Source organism: Prochlorococcus marinus str. MIT 0919 (assembly GCF_027359375.1).
Lineage (GTDB): Bacteria > Cyanobacteriota > Cyanobacteriia > PCC-6307 > Cyanobiaceae > Prochlorococcus_D.
Genome location: NZ_CP114779.1, coordinates 364,132 through 386,189 on the forward strand (window position 1 = coordinate 364,132; position 22,058 = coordinate 386,189).

A 22,058-nucleotide genomic window follows, 5' to 3' on the forward strand; every position below is an offset into this window, starting at 1 on the left:
TTTCTAGATTCCAACAAGATCTATATATGAGCTGTTGCTGCTGAATCGGCAAGTATTAATATTTCAGCGGATGTACTGATAAGTTTTGCAGGTGTTCTTGTATATTCTTCATACGGATCTACAAGTCTTTTAAGAGCAAGCTTTTTGGAACTACCACTCACTAAAAAAATAACTTTTCTAGAGAGATTAATCGCAGTAGATGTAAGGGTAACCCTGTCTTGGTTATTACCACTACTAGTAGTCGCCAATGAGTCAAGTACATGAAGAGAATGCGTTCCAGGGAATAAAGAAGCTGTATGGCCATCCTCTCCAAGACCTAACAAAACCAAATCAAAAAGAGGAGTACCCTTGTCAATGAAGGATTTTAATAACATCTCAAATGCAGATGCACTTGCTTTAGGACTTTCCAGCTGGGTTGTAGGAATTGGGTAAAAGTTCGCTTCTGAGCCTGGAGGAGATGAAAGCAGTGTATTTTTAATCATCAAGGCATTACTTAAAGGGTGATCATAATCAACCCATCTTTCATCACCAAGAAATACATCTACCTTATTCCAAGCCAAATTTTCCTTGCCAAGTAAAGAATATGAAGCAGAAGGAGTAGAACCACCAGAAAGAGCTATACGGCATCTGGCATGTTGTTCTAAATTAAGCAATATATGGTGCTTTATAATCTCTGAAGTTTTAATCGCAAGAGAATTCTTATCAGGGAATGATTGAATAGTGTAAGTAGACATATATTAAATTATTACAACCATTCAGTGTGGTACACACCATCCATATCTATACGCTCATAGGTATGGGAGCCAAAGCAATCACGCATCGCCTGTATCAAATTTTGAGGCAACCGAGAAGTTCTGTAGCTATTTAAATAGTCTAATGTACTGCTAAAGCATGGGACTGGTATTCCAAGACTACTGGCATGAGATACAACCTTTGAAAGTCCTGGCAGCCTTTTTTGGATTTGAGTGCAAAACCAAGGATCCATACAGAGGTTTGAGAGTGCTGGATTTAAATTGTAAGCTTCTTGAATACGCTTCAACAATTTTGATCTAATAATACATCCGCCTTTCCAAATTTGTGCAATTTTAGGCATGCTCAAATTGTAGTCATATTCTTTTGATGCTAAAGTCATAATTTCAATGCCCTGTGCATAACTTGCAATAGTAGACAAGACAACAGCATCCATAATGGCCGTAGTGTTATTTGAGGATGTGCCTAATTCATATGTGTCTAACGAGGGAGACTTAAACATTGAGTCTGCCAGAACTCTTTGTTTTTTTAAGGAGCTCATAACACGGGCATTAAGAGCAGCATATATTGTTGGAACTGAAGCACCTAATTGCAGTGCACTAACTACGGTCCATAACCCTGTACCCTTTTGACCAGCCTTATCCACAATTTTTTCTACAAGATTTGAGCCATCGGAAGGGTCCTTTGTTCTTAAGCAAATTTCTGTAATCTCAACTAAGAAAGAAGAAAGTTCCTCAGTTTCATTCCAATCTTTAAAAACATTTGCAATATCATCACAAGACATTTTTAGTGACCTCTTCATCAAATCGTATGCTTCAGCCAAGATTTGTTGAATGCCATATTCGATGCCGTTATGAACTGTCTTAACAAAGTGTCCTGATCCTCTTGGACCTATGTAGGCAACACAAGGGCCATCGTCTACCTGAGCTGCCATTTTAGTTAACAAGCCTTCAATAGCGTCATATGATTCTTTGGTGCCACCTGGCATCATACTAGGACCTTCAAAAGCTCCTTTTGCACCACCTGAAACTCCCATTCCGATATATCCGAAACTTTTACTTTCTAGTTGTTGAACACGCCTTTCAGTATCTGAAAATAATGAATTGCCACCATCAATTAAAAGGTCTCCTTTCTCTAGGTGAGGAGAGATATCATTAATAACAGCGTCGGTTGCCGGTCCAGCCTTCACCATTAACAATATTCTTCTAGGGCGCTCTAGTTTGCTTACAAATTCTTGTAGGTTGCTTGCACCAGATATTGCCTTGCCAGCGCCCCTTCCCTGAAGGAAAGCCTCCGTTTTTGCATAAGTTCTATTAAAAACAACACTAGAGAATCCATTCCTTTCAGCATTAAGGACGAGATTCTCTCCCATAACGCCAAGACCAACCAAACCAAAATGAGCCTTGGACATAAAGACAAAAATTCAACTTTGACAAGTGTGACTAAAGCTTTGGGAAAGTGCTGCTATTTAGACATAAATGTCAGCATTGAATGATGAATTACTTTATGAAATCTCTACTAACTGGATAATTTAAACTTTGTTTTAAATATTTAAAGATAGTTTCAAATAATTGTTCCGTCAGAAATAGTTGCATTTTTTACAACAACAACAATACCGTTTCTGATATAAAAACCCTCTTCAGGTCTGTCAGCTTCTTCAATCCTGTCTTTGTTCACGATAGTTACGTTATCTCCAATACGAGTGTTTTTATCAAGGATAGCTCTCTTGACAGTTGTTCCCTTTCCTACTCCTAGAGGGATGCCACCTCCAGATCGGAGAGCAATTCTCTCTTCTCCTGATTCATAAAAGTCTGATCCCATTACAAGAGAATCTTTTAATACAACATCACTTTCTATCCTGCTTCTAACTCCTAAAACGCAATGATGGATACTACATGATTTAAGTATTGAACCTTCACCAACTATTGATTCAGTTATTTGCGCATCAACCAATTTAGAAGGTGGTAGATATCGAGCACGTGTATATATAGGGAACTTCTCATCATAAAAACTAAAAGGAGGTTTTGGTTGCTGAGTAAGCGCTAAATTTGAGTCAAAAAATGCTCCTATTGTTCCTATATCTTCCCAATAATCATTGAAAACATAACTCTTTAAAGAATCCCCTCTAGTTAAAGCCTCAGGTATAACTTCCTTACCAAAGTCCTTGTAAGATGGGTACTTATTTAACAAATCAAAAAGCGTTTCTCGACTGAAAACATAAATTCCCATTGAAGCCAAGTAGGGTTTATCTCTCGATGATTCTTCATCTAATCCGAATCTCGAGGTATCTACTGCCATTGCCTTCAAAGAATCGCCTGTTGGCTTCTCTCTAAACTCTTTTATATTTCCATCTTCATCGGTTCTCATTAAACCAAACCCTTCTGCTTGTTCTGCATCAACTGGCAATGCTGCGACTGTTAAATCTGCTCCAGTAGAACGATGATGATTAACAAATTGGCTGTAATCCATTCTATAGAGCTGGTCACCAGAAAGAATTAAATATTGGTCAACATCCCATTCCTGAAAAATCCATTGATATTTCCTTACCGCATCGGCAGTACCTTCAAACCAGGAAGGGCTCTCAGGTGTTTGTTGTGCTGCTAAAACCTCAACAAAACCTTGAGCGAAGGGAGAACTTAAATTATAGGTTTGTGAAATATGCCTATTCAAAGAAGCACTATTGAACTGCGTTAAGACGTACATCTTGTTGATGTCCGAATTAATGCAATTACTGATTGGAATATCGATCAATCGATATTTACCTGCAAGAGGGACGGCAGGCTTTGCCCTCATTTTGGTTAAAGGATAAAGGCGAGAACCTTTACCTCCTCCAAGAATGATTGCCAGGACACGCTTCATTCCGTTCCACTAATAGGCTTTGCGGTGCAAACCTAACGGATGATTGACGAAAATAAAAATAAAACAGACACTTCGGAAAGATTTATAGGAGAAAATTTATTACAGGGAACTTTTTAATTATTTCGAATCTGTTGAATCGAGTTCAAAAAGCGATGAAATAACTTCTAAAGCGATTTTTCGTTGAGCGCTTTGTTGAGGAGCTCTGAGGTTTGTTACAGGAGTATGAAGGATCTTATTAATTATCCCTTTACTCAGAGCTTCTACAACTTTACGTTCTCTGGCTGAAAAATCTGGTCCCATGCGGCTTAGAGCCTTCTGCAACTCTTCTTTTCTTATAGATTCTAAATTTGATCTCAAGAGATTAATAGTTGGAACAGCTTCTAGGCTTGCCCACCACTGAAGGAAAGTTGTGACTTCTTCAGTTATTAAATTTTCTGCTTCTTGAGCTATTAATTGCCTAGCTTCCTGATTTCGTGAAACTACTTCTTGAAGATCATCAACATCATGAGAATCTATTCCAATGATGCTTCCAACATCGTCAGAAATATTTCTTGGGACTCCTATATCTATCAATCGTAATTTGCCTTTAATGTTTAAAGAACTTATTCGAGAAGCATCAATTATAGGCTTGTCTGAAGCTGTACTAGTAAATACCAAGCTTGAGTTTTGCAAGCAATCATCCAACTGATCAAGCTGCTTACACTTAATATTTAGTTCTGTAAAATCACTCGCCAACGATTCTGCACGTTCAAGAGTTCTATTTAAAAGCGTTAAATCAGCGCATCCTTTTGAAGATAAATGCTGTATCAAGAGTCGACTCATTCTTCCTGCACCAACCACAGATATACGTTCAGAGGAAAGACTAACTAGCTCATCCTTGCCCTGAGCTTGGCCTATTTTAAGTTGGGCAAGCTCAACAGCTGCTGAACTTATAGATACTGCTCCTGTACCTAAGTTTGTTTCGCTCCTTACTCTTTTTCCAGTGCTAACAGCTTGGGTCAGGAGTCTATTAAGTATTGGCCCCATAGAATGATTTTCCTGACCTAATCGAACCATTTTTTTAACCTGTAAGAGTATTTGACCTTCTCCTAAAACAAGACTGTCGAGACCACCAGCGACCCTCATTACATGTCGAATTGCTTCAGAGTGTTTATATGAAAATAGATGAGGCTCTAAATGAGCATTATCTAGTCCTGAATGAGAACTTAAAAAGTTCTTTAATTCTTTTATTCCTTGTTCGGAGTCTCTTACAAATGAATAGATTTCGAGCCTATTACAAGTACTAAGTATTGAAACTTCAACAATTTGTTGATTTAGTTTTAATGCATTAAATGCTCCTTCAATATCGTTTTCAGAAATACTGAGCTTTTCTCGGACTTCAACTGGTGCTGTCCGATGACTAAGACCGACGACAGCAATGTTCATAAAACTAATTCCAAAAGGGCTAAATGGTTTTAATTCAAAGCAATGCTTTGTGCGCCATCCTTGATATGGACAGTGTTAGTAAATCGCGCTGTGTCATCAAGAGTACTGATTACAAGGCTACTAGTTCGAGTGCAATCTTTCTCAAACTTCACCCCATGAAAGAGCAAACCATCTGTAATTCCACTACCGGCAAACACAACGTTATTCCCGGAAGCAAGTTCTTCTGCTTCATAAATCTTGTCAATATCTGTAATACCCATTTCATTTAAACGTTGGATATTACCCTCCTTTGTATAGTCAGCCCATTCAGAAGTCATTGCAATTGCTGGGTCATAGACAAGCTGTCCTTGGAAATGTCCGCCAAGAGCCCTCATCGCTGCCGCTGATATAACACCTTCAGGAGCTGCCCCGATACCCATTAGACAGTGAGTGCCGGTACCTGCAAAGCCACAAGCAATAGCTGCCTGAACATCTCCATCAGAAATAGGCTGAACTTTAGCTCCAGTGGAACGAATTTCAGAAATTAATTCTTTGTGCCTAGCTCTATCCATAACAACAATTGTCAACTGATCAGCGGATAAGCCCAAACATTCAGAAAGTATACGAATGTTTTCAGTAGCAGAATTACGAATATCAACCTTCCCTTTAGCTGCAGGAGGAGCAGCAAGTTTCTTCATATAAAAATCAGGAGCATTAAAGAGGCCACCTTTATCAGATGCAGCAAGAACTGCCATTGACCCTCTTTGGTTATTAGCGCAAAGGTTTGTCCCTTCACAAGGATCGACGGCAAAATCCACACCTGGACCAGAGCCTGTTCCTACTTCTTCGCCTATATAGAGCATAGGAGCTTCATCTCTTTCTCCTTCTCCTATAACTATTCTCCCTTGCATTTCAATTTGACCCATGCGCTTTCGCATTGCCTCAACGGCTGCAGCATCAGCTTCGTCTTTTTTGCCTAAGCCTGTTAACTGAGCAGAAGCTATTGCTGCCTGTTCTACAACCTCGAGAATTTCTTGAATTAGAGTGCGATCCACTGGAAACAAAAGTTGGGGGAAATTTAGAGCTAGGCCAGAAAGGATGGATTCTTGTGATTAGTAAAAAAACCAATCAATAGAAATTTCCGTTTACCTGAATTATTGGTCGAGCGGGGACAACTTTATCAGTGGAAGGAATAACTCTTTGAAATGATCAATGAATCAATAGAATCTCTGACATCCAATCATAAAAATAATGACCTCTTCAAACACATCCATCGGTTCTCACCCACATAGGCCTGTACAGATAATTCCGTCTGTACTACCAGCTGATTGGGCCAATATGGGCCAGTGCGTAAAAGACCTAGAGAATGCAGGCGTAGACAGAATTCAGTTTGATGTAATGGACGGAAATTTTGTACCAAATCTAACTTTTGGCCCCGAAATGATTGCTGCCTGCAGAAAATACTGCAATGTACCTTTCGAAACTCAACTAATGGTTAGTCAATACAACTGCGAAACGATGCTTGAAGCATACGTAAATGCTACAAAAGGTCCCAACGGTGAACCTGGTGTTGTAATTGCCCATGTAGAAGCAAATGTTCATCTCCATAGGATCCTTGGTAAAATTAGACAACTTGGAGGATCACCTTCTGTAGCGTTAAACCCTCATACACCTGTTGAAATGGTCAAAAATATTTTAGATATGGTCGATCATGTTCTTGTAATGACAGTTAATCCAGGTTTTGGTGGCCAAGCTTACATTCCAACAATGCTAGAAAAAATAAGTGAGTTGAGAAATATTATTACAAGCAGATCATTAGATGTAGATATAGAGGTAGATGGAGGAATTAAAGCAGATTGGACAATATCTCAATGCGCAGGTGCAGGAGCTAATTGTTTCATAGCTGGTAGCGGTATGTTTGCATATCCATCTTTAAAAGAAGGTTGTGATGAACTGCGGAAGGTAGCGATTGATGCACAATCAGGGAATGTACTTTCGAAAAATTAATAAATTAATTTGAAAAGTAATCAAGATAAAAACCAACCATAACTATGCAAGCCGATTCCTAATAAATTCACTCCTAGATAACATATAATTACTACAAATAAGCCGAACAAAGCTATTAAGGCTGGCTTTCTACCTTGCCAACCTTTTGTTATTCGCGCATGTAAATAAGCTGCATACACTAACCAGGAGATCAAAGCCCATGTTTCCTTAGGGTCCCAACTCCACCAAGTACCCCAAGCTTCGTTAGCCCAAACAGCACCACTAATTAGACCGAAAGTTAAAAGTAAAAAACCTAAAGTTATAATCCTATAACTCAAATTATCTAAATACTCAGCATCTGAGAATAATTTAGAAGAGTTTTCGACAAGAGGTTTTGTTAAATTAGAGAAGTTGGTTTTGAATCCACCAATGCCTATTGAGCTGCCTCGAATCTGAAGCTCTTCTGAAACATTGGTGAATAAAACAGCCAAGGAAAGAAGAGAGCCAAGCATTAAAGCAGCGTAGCTACACATAATTACTGTTACATGCATAACTAGCCAACTAGATCTTAAAGCTGGAACTAAATTTCCTGTAAGTTGTAATTGCTCTGGAAGGGCAAAGCTAGCAAATGAGATAGTCAATAAGGAAAATGGCGTGAAAAGTGCTGGAATAACGGGAGAGTTATAGTTTCTTTCTATTAACAGTTGGAGTAATGTAGAGGTCCATGTTAAAAAGCATAGTGATTCATATAAATTACTTACAGGGAAATGACCAGATTGAAGCCACCTTAAAGTTAATTGAGAAGCGAGAGTAAGATTAGAGATGGCTATAAATACTTTCACAAAGGACGATGTACGGTTAGAAGCAATGCCCCAAAACGCGAAAGGCAAGGCAAATAATATAAATAAAAAGGATATAAAACCAAGAATTAATGAAGGATCATCGAAACTAGTGATAAAAGGGATAGTCATTATTGTTAAATATGTTCTTATTCTATTATGAATGGCTTTAATTAGCTTGTTTTAATAAATAGGCTCCACTAAGAAGCGATATAAAAACTGGAGCCCATGCTGAAATGACAGGGTTTACAGCACCACTTACTCCAAAAGAACTAAAAGTAAAGCTCAAAACATAATAAAAAAGTATTAAGACAACACTCAAACCAAAACCTTGGCTTCTACTTGTTGAGGTATTTGGCTTTGCACCAAGAGAAGAACCAATCAAAGCGAAAACAATACAAGCCATGGGCAAGGTAAATTTCTCTTGAATTCTTACTTTCATTCTTCGCGCTTCTTTAATATTTCCACTTTTTATATAAAGTTGTTCAGCCTGTAAAGCTTCTGCAACGGTCATATCATTTGCATCCTTTGGGATAGAACCTATATTTATGGGCCCAGTACCAAGGGGATAAGAATAACTCTCAAATTTAGTAGTAGTAGAATTTCCATTAGGAGACAGAGTTAAAATCATCCCATCAAAAAATTCCCAAAAATCTTGCGACTCATTCCATAATGCCTTTTCAGCAACTATCATTTGCGTATATCCTTTTTTAGAAAAATCTAAAAGCGTTAAATTTAATATTTGTTTCTTATCAATTTTACCAGCATAAAATAAATGCGTAAGCGTCTTCCTTCCTTTATCTTCATCAAATCCTTCAACACGACCTTTCTTTGAAAAAATAATATCTTCGCCTATCTGGGTTGAGATAGCTTTACCAAGAGAATTTTGAAGTATATATTCTGATGCTCGATTCGAACGTGGAACAATACTATTGTTAAATATAAAGGTTAAAGATGTAATTAATAAAGCAAGTACCATCGCAGGTGCTATCATTCTTGTAGTAGATATACCAATACTTCTAAGCGCTTTTAATTCACTATTAGATGACAATCTACTATAGGCAAGCAAAGTAGCCATAAGAACAGCCATCGGGAAAGAAAGAACCATAAATCCCGGTATTCTCAAAAGAAAAACTCTTAATGCAATATTAAATGGCAACCCAGATTCAACAATCTGTCTAACAAGATCGAACATGACACCGACAGACAGAGAAACCACTGTGAATGCGGAGATAGCAAAAAATAGAGGAGGGAATAATTCACTTAAAAGCCACCTATCTAGGAGTGGTATCTGCCGCCATTTCCTCACAAATGACCGTAGGAAAGATATTGTTAGAGTTAAAGGTTTCATGTAATTAGAAATTATAATTTAAAATCTTTACCTAAATAATGAGTCTTGACCAAAGGGTTATTAGCTACTTCATATGATGAGCCTGAGGCTAAAATTTTGCCGTCACTTAATATATAAGACCTGTCCGTAATAGCTAAAGTTTCTCGTACATTATGATCAGTTATAAGTATGCCCATACCCCTAGATTTAAGTTTTTGAATAAGTCCCTGTAAATCAACTACCGCCATAGGATCAACACCTGCAAAAGGTTCATCAAGGAGTAGATACTTAGGACCTGATTGACCTAACGCTAAAGCCCTTGCGACTTCGCATCTTCTACGTTCACCGCCTGAAAGTTGATAACCCCGTCTTTGAATAAAAGAGCTTAAATTAAATTCATCTACAATTCTTTCTCGGCGTATACGAGAGTGAGAGTGAGATGTAGATCCTTGAGCCAGAGCTATATCTAGATTTTGCTGAACAGTTAGCTGCCTAAACACACTTGATTCCTGAGGTAAATATCCAACACCTAAACGAGCCCTGTGGGGCATGGAAAGGTTTGTAATTTGCTGATGTTCAAGGAAAACACCGCCAATATCTGGGCTAAGCAATCCAATGATTAAATTAAATGTTGTAGTTTTCCCGGCTCCATTAGGGCCTAAAAGACCAACCACTTCTCCTGGAAGAACGTCTAAAGAAATATTATTTACTACCTTTCTACCTGAAATAGATAAGGTTATTTTTTTTAGTTGCAGACTCATTCTTCTAAACTACTTCACCAGATATACATATAGCAAGTAATTTATTATTAAAATAAAAACTATATCTTCGCGTTTTTAAGACTAGTAGATATTTTTAATAATTACTGGAACTGCCAATTCCTTTACATTGTTTTGATGTTGAAGACTATGCAACCTAAGTTCAACTATCTCACATAAATTTTTAATATTTAACCCTAAATGTGGCGAATCTGGTCTTTTCAATCTTCCCAAGCCCTCACCATAAAGGATCATAGCTCCCTTGATATTATTGCTTTCCAAGTGAACTTGAGCTACTGCAATTTGAAGAATTCCCTGAATGGTTATTCTTGGCAATCCATTTGTTTCATGCCAAATCTCCTCGAACAAGTCATGGGCTAAGTACCACTCACCAGAATTAAATAGATTAATTGCTTCAGCAAATCGTGTATCTTGTAAAATATTTTCCTCGTTAAATAGAGGATTGTATACATTCATTTTATTTTTTCTTGGTTGATACTTTCCTTAGCCTGATTGACTCTGGCGTAACTTCCAACATTTCTTGTGGTCCAATATATTCCAAAGCTCTTTCTAGGTTCATCTCTATAGGGGACTGTAAAGTATCTAATTCTTCGGCACCAGATGATCGCATGTTAGTAAGTTGTTTGGTTTTACAAATATTTAGTTCTAGATCCTGAGGTCTATTATTCTCACCTATGATCATGCCTTTATATACTTTAGTGCCTGGCTTAATAAAAAACTGACCTCTATCTTCTGCATTCTTAAGAGCATAAAAAGTAGAAACACCCTCCTCAAACGAAATTAAAACACCATTCCTACGTGAATCAAATTCACCCATCATTCGACGATATTCGAAAAAAGAATGACTCATTATTCCCTCTCCTCTTGTAGCCCTAATAAACTCTCCTCTAAAGCCAATTAGGCCCCTTGAAGGAACAAGAAACTCTAGCTGAGTTCTGCCATCATTACTGTTAAACATATTTTGCATTTCTCCTTTTCTAGTACCTAGTTTCTCAATGCAAATACCAACCGATTCCTCTGGGATATCAAGAACAAGTGTCTCATAGGGCTCACAAGTTATATCATCGATATCCCTGAAAATAACTTGAGGCTGGGAGACCTGAAACTCGTAACCTTCTCTTCTCATTGTTTCTATCAAAATTCCAAGATGTAGTTCGCCTCTGCCACTTACTGAAAAAGAATCTGGGGTATCAGTATCCTCTACGCGCAAAGCTACATTTGTAAGTAATTCCTTATATAATCTTTCTCTTAATTGACGACTGGTAACAAATTTACCTTCTTTCCCAGCAAAAGGTGAATCGTTTACAACAAATGTCATTTGAAGAGTTGGTTCATCGACTTTAATTAAAGGAAGAGCATTTGGTTCATCTGGGCAAGCAATAGTCTCTCCAATATTTACATCATCAAAACCTGCTACAGCGACAATATCTCCTGCATAAGCCTCTGTCTTCTCAATTCTTTGTAAGCCTTCAAATCCTAATAATTTTGATATCTTACCTTGTTTTATTGTGCCATCCTCTTTGATAAGAGATGCTTTTTGGCCACTACGAATAAAACCATTATGCACTCTCCCAATAATAATTCTTCCAAGGAAATCTGAGTAATCTAATGTAGTTATCTGAAGCTGGAGAGGTTTGTCCTTATCTCCAATTGGAGGTGGTACATGTCTAATAATAGAATCAAATAATGGCATCATATTTTCACTTTTAGTTTTCATATCAGGCTTTGCAAAACCTCCTAGACCACTTCCAAATAGATAAGGAAAGTCACATTGATCATCGTCTGCTCCTAATTCAATAAAAAGGTCTAAAACCTTGTCAACAGCGATTTCAGGGTCGACTCGTGCTCTGTCAATCTTATTAACAAAAACAATGGGCCTGAGTCCATTCTCTAGTGCTTTCTTCAAAACAAAACGAGTTTGTGGCATGGGGCCTTCATTCGCATCAACAATTAACAAGCAACCATCTACCATCCCAAGAACACGTTCTACTTCTCCACCAAAGTCTGCGTGGCCAGGAGTATCTACAATGTTTATACGGGTTTCCTTGAAAGTGATAGCTGTATTTTTAGAAAGTATTGTGATGCCTCTCTCTCGTTCAAGATCGTTAGAGTCCATGACACAGGTTGGTACAGACTCATTATCTCGAAAGATACCTGATTGAGAGAGAAGAGCGTCTACAAGAGTCGTCTTGCCATGATCAACATGAGCAATTATTGCAATATTGCGAATTGATGGTCTATCAGAATTCATTTAATAAACGCCGTCCCAAAAATAAAGCAGTAACAAGTGCCGAAACAATATCTCAAAGTGAGTACATTTACTAAAAAAGTCATTTTCAATATTTTGAGCTTTGACGTAATAACTCTTGATTGGTCCTTTTAAATTGTTCAAGAGCCTCAACTGTGCCCTCAAATCTCCAATGCCAAGGTTCATAACTAACTTTCTGGCTATTTCCCTTAGGGAAAGAAAGTATAAAGTGATATTTAGCAGCATTGGCCTTAAGCCAACGAAATGCTGGTGTTGCCTCGAATGAAACTTCAAAATCGGTATCCCTTCTTGTACCATCCCCTAGGTCTATTGCATATCCAGTACTGTGCTCTGAATAGCCTGGAGGAGCAGAAACTCTAGCTCGTTCAATTGCGATCTGATTTCTTAAAGACTTGTTTTCATAAAATATTGATCTTTGCAAGTCAACAGATCTAAAACCACTTAATAGAACCAATTTGATTCCATCTCTAGACGCAGCTGATCTCATTCTATCTAGAGCAAAATATGTATCTTTATGGACTTCTAAGCCTGGATAAACTTCAACAAGATCCTTCTTTAAAGCTTCTGGGTAAGGGTAATGCCCAAGCAAACGCTCATCATTCAATGATTTAACTGCTATTTGTTTATAAAAAACATCTCTAATTGATAAGAAATTGGATATCCACAAAAAAGAAAACAAACCAATTGAAGAAAGAGCAATCAATAGAAATTTTTTATAAACAGCTCTATTAGGCCTGACTGGCCTAGACCTAAGCGCGAGAGGTATCTCATCACTGGATTTATTACGAGCTGTATCTGCCCGACTCACAAAATAACTTAAAATTCATGTTTCGATCGTAACGGTCTTGCACATTAGTTGAGACGAGAAAAGGTATATAGATGTAAGTTTTTAGAAAGATATCAAGTTTAATTTAAAAAGATGTTGCGCGTAGCAGTTATCGGAGGGGGGCCAAGTGGCTCCTGTGCAGCAGAAGTTCTTGCAAAAGCAGGAATAAATACGTGGTTATTCGAACGAAAATTGGATAACGCAAAACCATGCGGTGGTGCTATTCCTCTTTGCATGGTTTCTGAATTTGATTTACCTGACTCGATAATTGACAGAAAGGTAAGAAATATGAGGATGATTTCACCCTCTAATCGAGAGGTTGATATTAGTCTTGATAAGGTATATGGAAAGACCGAGAATGAATATATAGGTATGTGCAGGAGAGAAGTAATGGACGCATTTATGAGAGAGCGAGCAGCGGAGCTAGGTGCAAAATTAGTTAATGGACTGGTAACAAAAATAGAGACTGGAAATAATAGGCAAGGTCCTTATAAACTTACATACTCAGATTTTGAAAGCGGTGAATCTACAGGAGAAACAAAAACCCTTGAAGTTGATCTAATAGTTGGAGCTGATGGTGCTAACAGCCGTGTAGCAAAAGCAATGGATGCCGGCGACTATAACGTCGCTATTGCGTTCCAAGAAAGAATTAAACTTCCTCAAAAGGAAATGGGCTATTACGAAGATTTGGCCGAGATGTATGTAGGTACAGATGTTTCTCCGGATTTTTATGGATGGGTATTTCCTAAATATGATCACGTAGCTGTGGGAACTGGCACTATGCAGAAGAACCAATCATTGATAAAAAGTCTTCAAGAAGGTGTGAGGAACAGAGCAAAGAAAAGGTTAGTAAATGGCGAAGTAATTAAGGTTGAGGCTCATCCTATTCCTGAACATCCAAGGCCAAGAAGAGTAGTCGGAAGAATGGCATTAGTAGGAGATGCCGCTGGATATGTAACTAAGAGTTCAGGAGAAGGAATATATTTTGCTGCGAAAAGTGGTCGAATGTGTGCAGAGGAAATTGTTGTGGCGAGCAATAAAGGAGAAAAAGTTCCTTCAGAACAACAACTCAAGCAATATATAAAGAAATGGGATAAAAAATATGGTGCGACTTATAAGGTTTTAGAAATACTTCAAAACATATTCTATTCAAATGATGGTGCTAGGGAAGCATTTGTAGAAATGTGTGATGACATGGATGTTCAAAGACTTACTTTTGATAGTTATTTATACAAAACAGTTGTAGCTATGAAGCCTTGGCAACAATTAAAATTGACTTTCCTTACGCTTGGTTCAGTTCTTAGAGGTAGAGCTTTGGCTCCAAAATCATATCAACCAGTTCCAAGTGCTGTAAGGGAGGACGATGAAGTCAAAAAGATGCTTGCTGTAAGTACTATTAAGGGTGGAATTAAAGTTAAAAATGAGCAGCTTAAGTAAATTTTCTAAGCTTTTATCAAATCAAAATCAGCGATAGTAAATGCTTGATTACGTAATATAGATAATAAATTTAAACGATTATCTCGTATTTTCTTATCTTCTACCATTACCATCACACTTTCTGGACCGTCGAAGAAATTGGCCAATGTTTCATTACCAGATTCAAGACATTCAGCTAAAAGCCTATGCCTATCTCTATCGGAAGATTTAACAATAGGTTCAATCTTGTTTAATAATTCAAATAATTTGACCTCGGATTGTTTCTCAAATAATTGAGGATTTACAATATTTTCTGAAGACAAGACCTCCAAGTCTAGATTTCCTTTTGCCGCAAGTCTTGATGCTCGTGTAACGACTGAATGGAGGCTAGAAAGCCTTCCGGAGGCTCTCATCTCAACTAAAAGATTTGCCTTATTAGATATTTCAGTTAAATCTGTTAATAAAGTATCAATTTTAAGTGATTTACCAGAAACAGCCTGCACTAAGTCATAGTCAAAAGACATTTCCTCCAACAAACTAACAATCCTAGATTGGAAAAAATGCTTTATTTCTAGAGATAATCGAGAGTTGCTAATATTAAATGCTGGGAAAAGAGACTGCCAATAGGTGGATGCTTGGTCTATAAAAGTAGCAAAATCAAACTGTAAATCTTTGTCCCAAATAATTTGCAAGATACCATTAGCTGCTCTACGTAAAGCATATGGATCAGAAGATCCTGTAGGTCTTTCGCCTTTAGCAAAAATACTGAGTAAAATTTCCATTTTATCTGAAATTGCTAATAAAGAACCTATCAAGGAACTAGGTAAGAAGTCTCCTGCACCTTTCGGTAAATAGTGTTCATAAACTGCTAGAGCAACTTTTCTATCCTCTCCTTCAAAAAGAAGGTATTTACCCCCTATTACTCCTTGTAATTCGGGGAATTCACTAACAATTTGACTAACAAGATCATGTTTTGAGTAATAGGCTGCTTTATTTAAATGAGATGCTTCCGAAGAAGAAATACCTATAAAATTAGATAATTTAGATGCTATCCATTCTATACGTTCAACGCGATTAAGTAAGGTTCCTAGGCCTTCTGCAAAAGCTACATTTGAAAGTTTTTCCCTTCTTTGTTTACTTTTTATAGCTAAATCAATATCTATAAAGAATTTAGCATCTGAAAATCTTGCTATTAGAACTCTTTGATTACCATTCGTAATATTTTCTGAAGAGTCTTGAAGTCCATTGGAAATACAAAAGAAACTTGATTCTAATGTATTTTTCGAGTTCAAAAGTAATGGATCTTTTTCCTCATTTGATGAATATAAAGGAATATATCTCTGATGAACTTGCATAACATTAATAAGGACCTCAGGGGGAAGTTCAAGAAACGAGCTGTTAAATTGGCCTTTAATTAAGAAAGGTGATTCAACTATATCTGTTAGCTCTTCTAATAAGTTCTCTGGCAGATCAGGATAAGCCTTAAGGCTAAGTGATTCTTTTTCAACCAATGATTTAATAAGATTTAACCTATCTTTTCGGTTAATGATTACACCTGAATCCTTTAACAAGTTAATATACTTTTTTGGCTCTGCGATGGTTATAGCCTGATTGAATAATCTATGACCTCGAGTAATATTACTGGACTTAATTTTAGGGTCAATATTTGAAAGTTCAATTGGGAGAATGCTTTTATCAAGTAAACATACAAGCCATCTTATAGGCCTAGAGAAGCGAAGACTTCCTACACCCCATCGCATAAACCTTTTACCCTGTAAATCGTCAATCCATTTAGGTATTAGTTCGACTAATAGATCCTGAGTTGTTAAACCAACTTCTAAAATTTCTGCAAATACAAAATCACCCTTTGAGGTCTTTTTGATCAAAAGGTTCTCGGGCAATACACCATATCTTTTCGCAAAACCTATTGCAGCAGAAGTGGGCTGGCCATCTTTATAAGCATTAGCTGCGGGTGGTCCTTTCCTCTGATCAATGAAATCAGGTGCCTTAGGTGGCAAACCCTCAACTAAAACCGATATTCTTCTTGGGCTACTTGAGCAGGTGATTGATCCATAATCCAATTTTTTTAACTTAAAATCAGTAGCAACCATCTGTTCTAGCTGTGGAATCACAAGTCGAGCGAAATCTGCCGGTAATTCCTCTGTTCCGATCTCCAGCAATAGTGAGGACACAAACAAAAGATTAGATAGATATCACACTTTATTGAATAACGAGTTAAAAAAGTATTATTGATGTAGCTAGATAGCCAAAAAGCTAATTCGTGACAAAAAGAATCCAAAAATCAGCTGATATGGATGATGGTCCTCTGTCACCTTGTATTGCAAATGGCCAGGATCGGTCAAAGTTCGAGCAATTTAAGGCTGATAGTGATTACTTGCGAGAACCTCTGTATACAGAATTAAGAAATGACTCTAACCATTTTACAAATGATGCGGTACAGCTATTAAAGTTTCACGGCAGTTATCAACAGGATCACAGGGAGAATCGAAGTAAAGAGAAAGGTAGAGACTGGCAAATGATGCTACGACTTAGATGCCCAGGAGGATTGATATCGGCAAAATTATTCTGTGCTCTAGACAGTCTTTCTGAAGAACTTGGGAATCAAACCCTTAGGGTCACAACTAGGCAAGCTTTTCAAATGCATGGAATTAGAAAAGAAAACCTAAAAACCGTCATAAATACAATTGTTAAATCCATGGGTTCAACCCTTGCTGCCTGTGGCGACATAAATAGGAATGTAATGGCTCCTGCGGCTCCATTTATCAAAGATGGCTATCCAGCTGCAAGAAAGCTGGCTAATGACATTGCTGATCTACTGAGTCCTAGCAAAGCAGAACACACCTATCTTGAGCTTTGGGCTGATGGAGATTTGAGTTATAAAATAGCTCCCTCAGAAAAAGTAATAGAAATGAGAAAAAAACAATTCAAAGGGCAATTATATAGCGGAGATGAAAAAGAACCTCTATATGGAGCAACATATCTACCCCGAAAATTTAAATGTGCAGTTACTGTACCTGGTGACAATTCTGTTGATCTATTAACACAAGACATAGGCATAGTGGTATTTACTGATGACAAGCAGAGGTTAAAGGGTTGTAACGTCTATGTTGGTGGCGGCATGGGACGTACACATAACAATGAACAGACATTTGCTCAAACTGCCAAGCCGCTTGGTTACATAGAAGGTGACCGTATATTTGAATTAGTACAATCAATACTCGCCTTGCAAAGAGACTATGGAGACAGAAAACTTAGAAAGCACTCTAGGATGAAATACCTAATCCACGACAAAGGAATAGACTGGTTTATACAGAAACTTAAGGCGGAATATTTTAAATATACAATTCATACATTAAAGAAAGAAAAAAAAGCTGAGCTGAAAGACTACCTTGGCTGGCATAGCCAGTCTAAAAACCAAGCTTTTGTCGGCATACCTCTTTTATCAGGAAGGATAAGCGGAGAGATTAAAAAGGGTTTAAAAGAAATTATTAATAAGTACCAATTAGAAATCCGTCTTACACCCAACCAAGATCTTCTCCTTTGCAACATTGGGAAATTTCAAATTAAATCCATTAAAGATGATCTTCGTAGAATAGGGATTAGTAGTCCTGAATCGCCTGAAGCAATATCAAGGCATGCGTTAGCTTGTCCGGCACTTCCCCTATGCGGGCTAGCAATAACAGAAGCCGAAAGAGCTTTGCCAGATATTCTTCAAAGAATGAAAGTTCTTCTTAAGGAAATAGGAATTAATAAAACAATCCTTATTAGAATGACTGGTTGTCCAAATGGTTGCTCTAGACCATATATGGCAGAGTTAGCATTGGTTGGTAGTGGTGCAGATCAATATCAACTATGGCTTGGAGGCAGTCCAAACCTTGAAAGATTAGCAAAACCATTTTTACAAAAAATGACATTGTCGTCCTTAGAAGAAACAATAACTCCTTTATTAATTAGTTGGAAAAACTCAAAGGCAAATATCAGTTTTGGCGACCATCTGATTCAAATAGGTGAGCAAAGAATTCAAGGCCTACTGTCTGTTAATTCATAAGCACCATATAAAGCGCAAGGCGAACTTGATTCCCAAGCCCAGAGTTGATCTCCATAACTAAAATGCCACCATTCCTTAGGATGCTGTACAAAGCCAGATTCAAGCATAATGTCCCGCAAAAGATTTCTTCTTGAATGAAATAAAATAGCTTTAGAAGATGTTTGCATGTCTCGATGACTCGCATAATATTGAGGGTGTGAGATATCACCTAAGGCATCGATATCCCCGCCCATATCAACAAGTATTTGATCGTGTGTTACTAGTGTTAGGTCCACAGCTGCTCCAGTGCTATGAGGTGGAGGAGTTAATGGATTTGTACTCGGCTGAGCCCAAAACTGCTTAACCTCATCTATGACATTGAGATAATCTGTAGTTGGGTTAAGGGGTGAAAATTCAATCCCCTTCTTAAGACATTGATCTTTAATTACGAAGTCAACCATAAACTCTTGTACACGAATGGGCCTCCAAGCATCAAAAATACCCAACTTATAAGAAGAAAATTTTTTCTCGGAAAGAAATTTCTGAGCGTTTATTAATTTGGTGACTACCCTTGATCTTAGAAACCAAGGGTGAAGTGTTCCTCCATAAGGAGCACCAAGAGCAAAATAGGGATGTGGCTCAAGTCGAAGAATGGTACCAGGAAGCTCTACCAAAGGGTCATCAGACGGAGAGATAGGTATATGATTCCAAGGTCGAGTCACGAATTTACACCCAATACAAGGTGACTTTCCACAGCCAGGGGTGTGTTTTCCACAAAACTAATCTCGTGAAAAAGGACTGATTAAGATTTTAATAATTTTACAAGTGAAATTCAGATATTGTTCGCGAAAAATAAGGATTGACAATTTTACACATTAGTTAATGTTATTACCCCCATAAAAGCCTGCAGTAACAGGGCTCATAAAATAGTAGTCAAAGGAATTCTAATATTAAAAAAAAATAAATATTACAATTTCACTAAAAACATTGTGACCAATAATACATTCAAGCGCTTTTCTTGTACAACGTGTCTTGATTGAGACTCAACATTGTGGAAAATTATTAATTCAATTTCATTTGGCCTACAAACCTTTGCAGATGTGCATCAAGCATCATAGAAAGGAATTTATTTCTAGAAAGATTAGGATCATCCTCCAAAACTGACAAAGCTTCTTTTCTTGCAAGTTCTAATACTGCTGAATCATTAATCAAATTAGCCAACGCAAAATCAGGAAGACCCGATTGTTTGGTACCCAGAAATTGTCCTGGCCCCCTTAAGCTTAGGTCTATTTCAGATATCTGAAATCCATCGTTAGTTGCAACTAAATGTTCTAATTTTTTAATTGACATTGGATTCTTTCCTGAATCAACAAGAGCACATTCTGATGACTTAGCTCCTCTGCCTACTCGGCCACGTAATTGATGAAGTTGGGATAACCCAAATCGATCTGCATTATCGATTATCATTAACGTGGCATTTGAAACGTCTACACCTACTTCAATAACAGTTGTAGATACAAGGATATTTAGCTCTCCTGATAAAAAATTTCTTATTGCAGAGTCCTTTTCATGGCTTTTCATTCTGCCATGCAACAAACCAACGCTAAATTCAGGGAAGATTTTCTCATTTAAGTCATGAAATACATTAACTGCAGATCTTAAATCAACTTTTTCTGATTCCTCAACAAGTGGAAGAACAAAATAAACTTGTTGCCCACTCGAGACATGATCCCTAATTAAACTATAAATACGTTTACGTTGACTATTAAAGAATAATGTGGTCTTAATTTGCGTTCTTCCGGGAGGCAATTCATCTATTTGGCTTACATCCAAATCTCCATGAATTGAAAGGGCTAAAGTCCTTGGTATAGGAGTTGCCGTCATGGTAAGCAAATGAGGCTGAAGGCCCTTATTCAGTAACATATTTCTTTGATTGACCCCAAAACGATGCTGCTCATCAACAACAACTAAACCCAAACGAGCAAAAGAAACATTATCCTCTATTAATGCATGTGTGCCTACTATGATTTTAAGAGAGCCAGATGAAAGATCATTCAAAATATTCCTGCGGCGCGCAATAGTTGTTGAACCAGTAAGCAACTCCACGGTTACATGCAATTGTGGAAGCCATTTGCAGAGATTTCTGTAATGTTGATTTGCTAGAACTTCTGTTGGTGCCATAAAAGCTCCCTGCCACCCAGCTTCTACTGCATGTAATAGAGCCGATATTGCAACAACTGTTTTTCCGCTCCCTACATCTCCTTGAATCAACCTGGCCATAGGCTCTGTTAAAGAAAGATCAGATTTAATTTCATCAAGAACCCTTTGCTGAGCACTGGTTAAATGGAATGGTAGAAGCTTCAAAAATCGGTTAGATAAAGTCTCAGGAGAATGTGTAATTTCAAGAGAAGGAGCAATGCTTGTACTTACTTGATATTTTTTACGTAAAAGGCCTAATTGCAAAAAATAGAACTCATCAAAAACTATTCTTCGTCTAGCTTGTTTTAATGATTCATTATTAGTAGGTAAATGGATTTCATACATCGCTTCCTGTATGGACATAAGAGATAATTTCTTCTGTTGTTCTAGAGATAAAGGTTCTGGCCATGAAGAAGTTAATGACAAAACCGAATTAATATATCTACGAAATTTATCAGCTGTTAATCCTTCGCATAGACTATAAACAGGAAGCAAGCGACCTATCACATTGGATTTAACAATCGAGTTACTTCTCTCCAGGAGCTCAAGAATAGGGTCAACAAAGCATTTCCCATACTTACCGTCTTTTACTAAACCACTAACTGCGAGGGTAGATCCTACAGGAAAGAGTTTTGCCTGTTTATAAAGGTAACTACTTTTAGAAAGTCTACTTCCTGCAAAAAACCGTGTTACTTTTATTCGACCAGTAACATCTTGAACCTGCAAGTCAAGAATAGATAGGTTTTTGTTTCGTGGACTAGTAAAGAAATTAACTCTTCTCACTTGCACAACAATTGTGGCATGTTCACCAACAACTAATGAATTGATCCTTTTCAATGAAGAGTAGTCGATATAATCTCTTGGAAAGTGCAGTAATAGATCACGTATCAAGATCATTCCAAAGCCTGCCAAAGTACTTGATCCTTTTGTTCCTATTCCATTGACATGGGAAAGGGGGGTTTCTAAGGAGAACTTTGATTTATTTGTAGTGTTGTCTGACTTGGAATCAGCTCTAAGAGGCGAGATATTCAATCGGGGAGGCTTTATCTCCGAAGGGGAGGCGTAAATTTTTGAAAGCCTATAAAGGAATTTCTTAGTATCAACAACTAATCTACGTCTTTGGCTATCAGATAATGAAACATAGTCACCAAAAGACTCTGATAAGAAAGTTAAATGTTTAATCTGGTCTTCAGAAAGAAATTCATGCTCAATAGCTAAAAGTTCTCTAGATAAAAAAGAATTAAAATTTTCAACCCTGCCTTTTACATTGTGAAATTCGTTCTCAGACTCTAATATTAAGGCCTGCTGTAAGGGCCTTAGCCATTTCCTTAATTGAGAGTTTCTTGTTTCTAT

General features: G+C 37.5%; 17 protein-coding genes. 3 read left to right on the forward strand and 14 right to left on the reverse strand.

Annotation, left to right across the window (positions count from 1 at the left end):
- Window positions 1-20: 20 nt before the first annotated feature.
- The 5 genes from pgl to glpX form a co-directional block, all read right to left on the reverse strand.
- Window positions 21-734 (reverse strand): 6-phosphogluconolactonase, encoded by a 714-nt coding sequence (gene pgl / locus O5635_RS02180; RefSeq protein WP_036902824.1) that lies wholly within the window; start codon window positions 732-734, stop codon window positions 21-23.
- 11 nt (window positions 735-745) lie between these two features.
- The gene (gndA, locus tag O5635_RS02185) at window positions 746-2,161 is read right to left on the reverse strand and encodes an NADP-dependent phosphogluconate dehydrogenase (RefSeq protein WP_036902822.1); all 1,416 of its coding nucleotides are present in this window, start codon (window positions 2,159-2,161) and stop codon (window positions 746-748) included.
- 152 nt (window positions 2,162-2,313) lie between these two features.
- Window positions 2,314-3,609, reverse strand: coding sequence for a glucose-1-phosphate adenylyltransferase (locus O5635_RS02190; RefSeq protein WP_036902820.1), 1,296 nt, complete (start codon window positions 3,607-3,609; stop codon window positions 2,314-2,316).
- A 117-nt stretch (window positions 3,610-3,726) separates the two neighbouring features.
- The gene (locus O5635_RS02195) at window positions 3,727-5,034 is read right to left on the reverse strand and encodes a glutamyl-tRNA reductase (RefSeq protein WP_269607813.1); all 1,308 of its coding nucleotides are present in this window, start codon (window positions 5,032-5,034) and stop codon (window positions 3,727-3,729) included.
- A gap of 29 nt (window positions 5,035-5,063) precedes the next feature.
- Window positions 5,064-6,068 carry a class II fructose-bisphosphatase gene (gene glpX / locus O5635_RS02200; RefSeq protein WP_036902817.1) on the reverse strand — a complete coding sequence of 335 codons (1,005 nt, stop codon included), beginning with the start codon at window positions 6,066-6,068 and terminating at the stop codon, window positions 5,064-5,066.
- 196 nt (window positions 6,069-6,264) lie between these two features.
- On the opposite strand from glpX, the gene rpe reads away from it, so the two are divergent.
- Window positions 6,265-7,020 (forward strand): ribulose-phosphate 3-epimerase, encoded by a 756-nt coding sequence (gene rpe, locus O5635_RS02205; protein ID WP_036902815.1) that lies wholly within the window; start codon window positions 6,265-6,267, stop codon window positions 7,018-7,020.
- A 20-nt stretch (window positions 7,021-7,040) separates the two neighbouring features.
- Here rpe and ccsB read toward each other — a convergent pair whose 3' ends face one another.
- The 6 genes from ccsB to O5635_RS02235 form a co-directional block, all read right to left on the reverse strand.
- Complete coding sequence (gene ccsB / locus O5635_RS02210; RefSeq protein ID WP_036902813.1) at window positions 7,041-7,970, reverse strand: c-type cytochrome biogenesis protein CcsB; 930 nt, start codon at window positions 7,968-7,970, stop codon at window positions 7,041-7,043.
- 37 nt (window positions 7,971-8,007) lie between these two features.
- The gene (locus O5635_RS02215; RefSeq protein ID WP_036902811.1) at window positions 8,008-9,189 is read right to left on the reverse strand and encodes an LptF/LptG family permease; all 1,182 of its coding nucleotides are present in this window, start codon (window positions 9,187-9,189) and stop codon (window positions 8,008-8,010) included.
- Between the two features lie 11 nt (window positions 9,190-9,200).
- Window positions 9,201-9,929: an LPS export ABC transporter ATP-binding protein gene (gene lptB, locus O5635_RS02220; protein ID WP_036902810.1), complete on the reverse strand. Its 729-nt coding sequence runs from the start codon at window positions 9,927-9,929 to the stop codon at window positions 9,201-9,203.
- 81 nt (window positions 9,930-10,010) lie between these two features.
- A complete protein-coding gene (locus tag O5635_RS02225) occupies window positions 10,011-10,403 on the reverse strand; it encodes a DUF309 domain-containing protein (protein ID WP_269607818.1) in 393 nt (130 codons plus the stop codon).
- 1 nt (window position 10,404) lies between these two features.
- On the reverse strand, window positions 10,405-12,198 hold the full coding sequence (typA, locus tag O5635_RS02230) for a translational GTPase TypA (protein WP_269607820.1): 1,794 nt from the start codon (window positions 12,196-12,198) through the stop codon (window positions 10,405-10,407).
- Between the two features lie 85 nt (window positions 12,199-12,283).
- Window positions 12,284-13,024, reverse strand: a complete 741-nt coding sequence (locus tag O5635_RS02235) for a M15 family metallopeptidase (protein ID WP_036902801.1) — start codon at window positions 13,022-13,024, stop codon at window positions 12,284-12,286.
- Window positions 13,025-13,135: 111 nt separating this feature from the next.
- Here O5635_RS02235 and chlP point away from each other — a divergent pair, with 111 nt between their 5' ends.
- Window positions 13,136-14,479 carry a geranylgeranyl reductase gene (chlP, locus tag O5635_RS02240; protein WP_036902799.1) on the forward strand — a complete coding sequence of 448 codons (1,344 nt, stop codon included), beginning with the start codon at window positions 13,136-13,138 and terminating at the stop codon, window positions 14,477-14,479.
- Between the two features lie 5 nt (window positions 14,480-14,484).
- Here chlP and glyS read toward each other — a convergent pair whose 3' ends face one another.
- Window positions 14,485-16,650, reverse strand: coding sequence for a glycine--tRNA ligase subunit beta (gene glyS / locus O5635_RS02245; RefSeq protein WP_036902796.1), 2,166 nt, complete (start codon window positions 16,648-16,650; stop codon window positions 14,485-14,487).
- A gap of 119 nt (window positions 16,651-16,769) precedes the next feature.
- Between glyS and O5635_RS02250 the strand changes: the two genes are divergently transcribed.
- Entirely contained in the window at window positions 16,770-18,527 is a 1,758-nt protein-coding gene (locus O5635_RS02250; protein ID WP_052043117.1) for an NADPH-dependent assimilatory sulfite reductase hemoprotein subunit, read from the forward strand.
- Here O5635_RS02250 and O5635_RS02255 read toward each other — a convergent pair.
- Both O5635_RS02255 and recG read right to left on the reverse strand, forming a co-directional pair.
- Window positions 18,500-19,228: a M15 family metallopeptidase gene (locus O5635_RS02255; RefSeq protein WP_036902790.1), complete on the reverse strand. Its 729-nt coding sequence runs from the start codon at window positions 19,226-19,228 to the stop codon at window positions 18,500-18,502. The two genes, O5635_RS02250 and O5635_RS02255, sit on opposite strands and share 28 nt — an antisense overlap.
- A gap of 340 nt (window positions 19,229-19,568) precedes the next feature.
- The gene (gene recG / locus O5635_RS02260) at window positions 19,569-22,058 is read right to left on the reverse strand and encodes an ATP-dependent DNA helicase RecG (RefSeq protein ID WP_052043012.1); all 2,490 of its coding nucleotides are present in this window, start codon (window positions 22,056-22,058) and stop codon (window positions 19,569-19,571) included.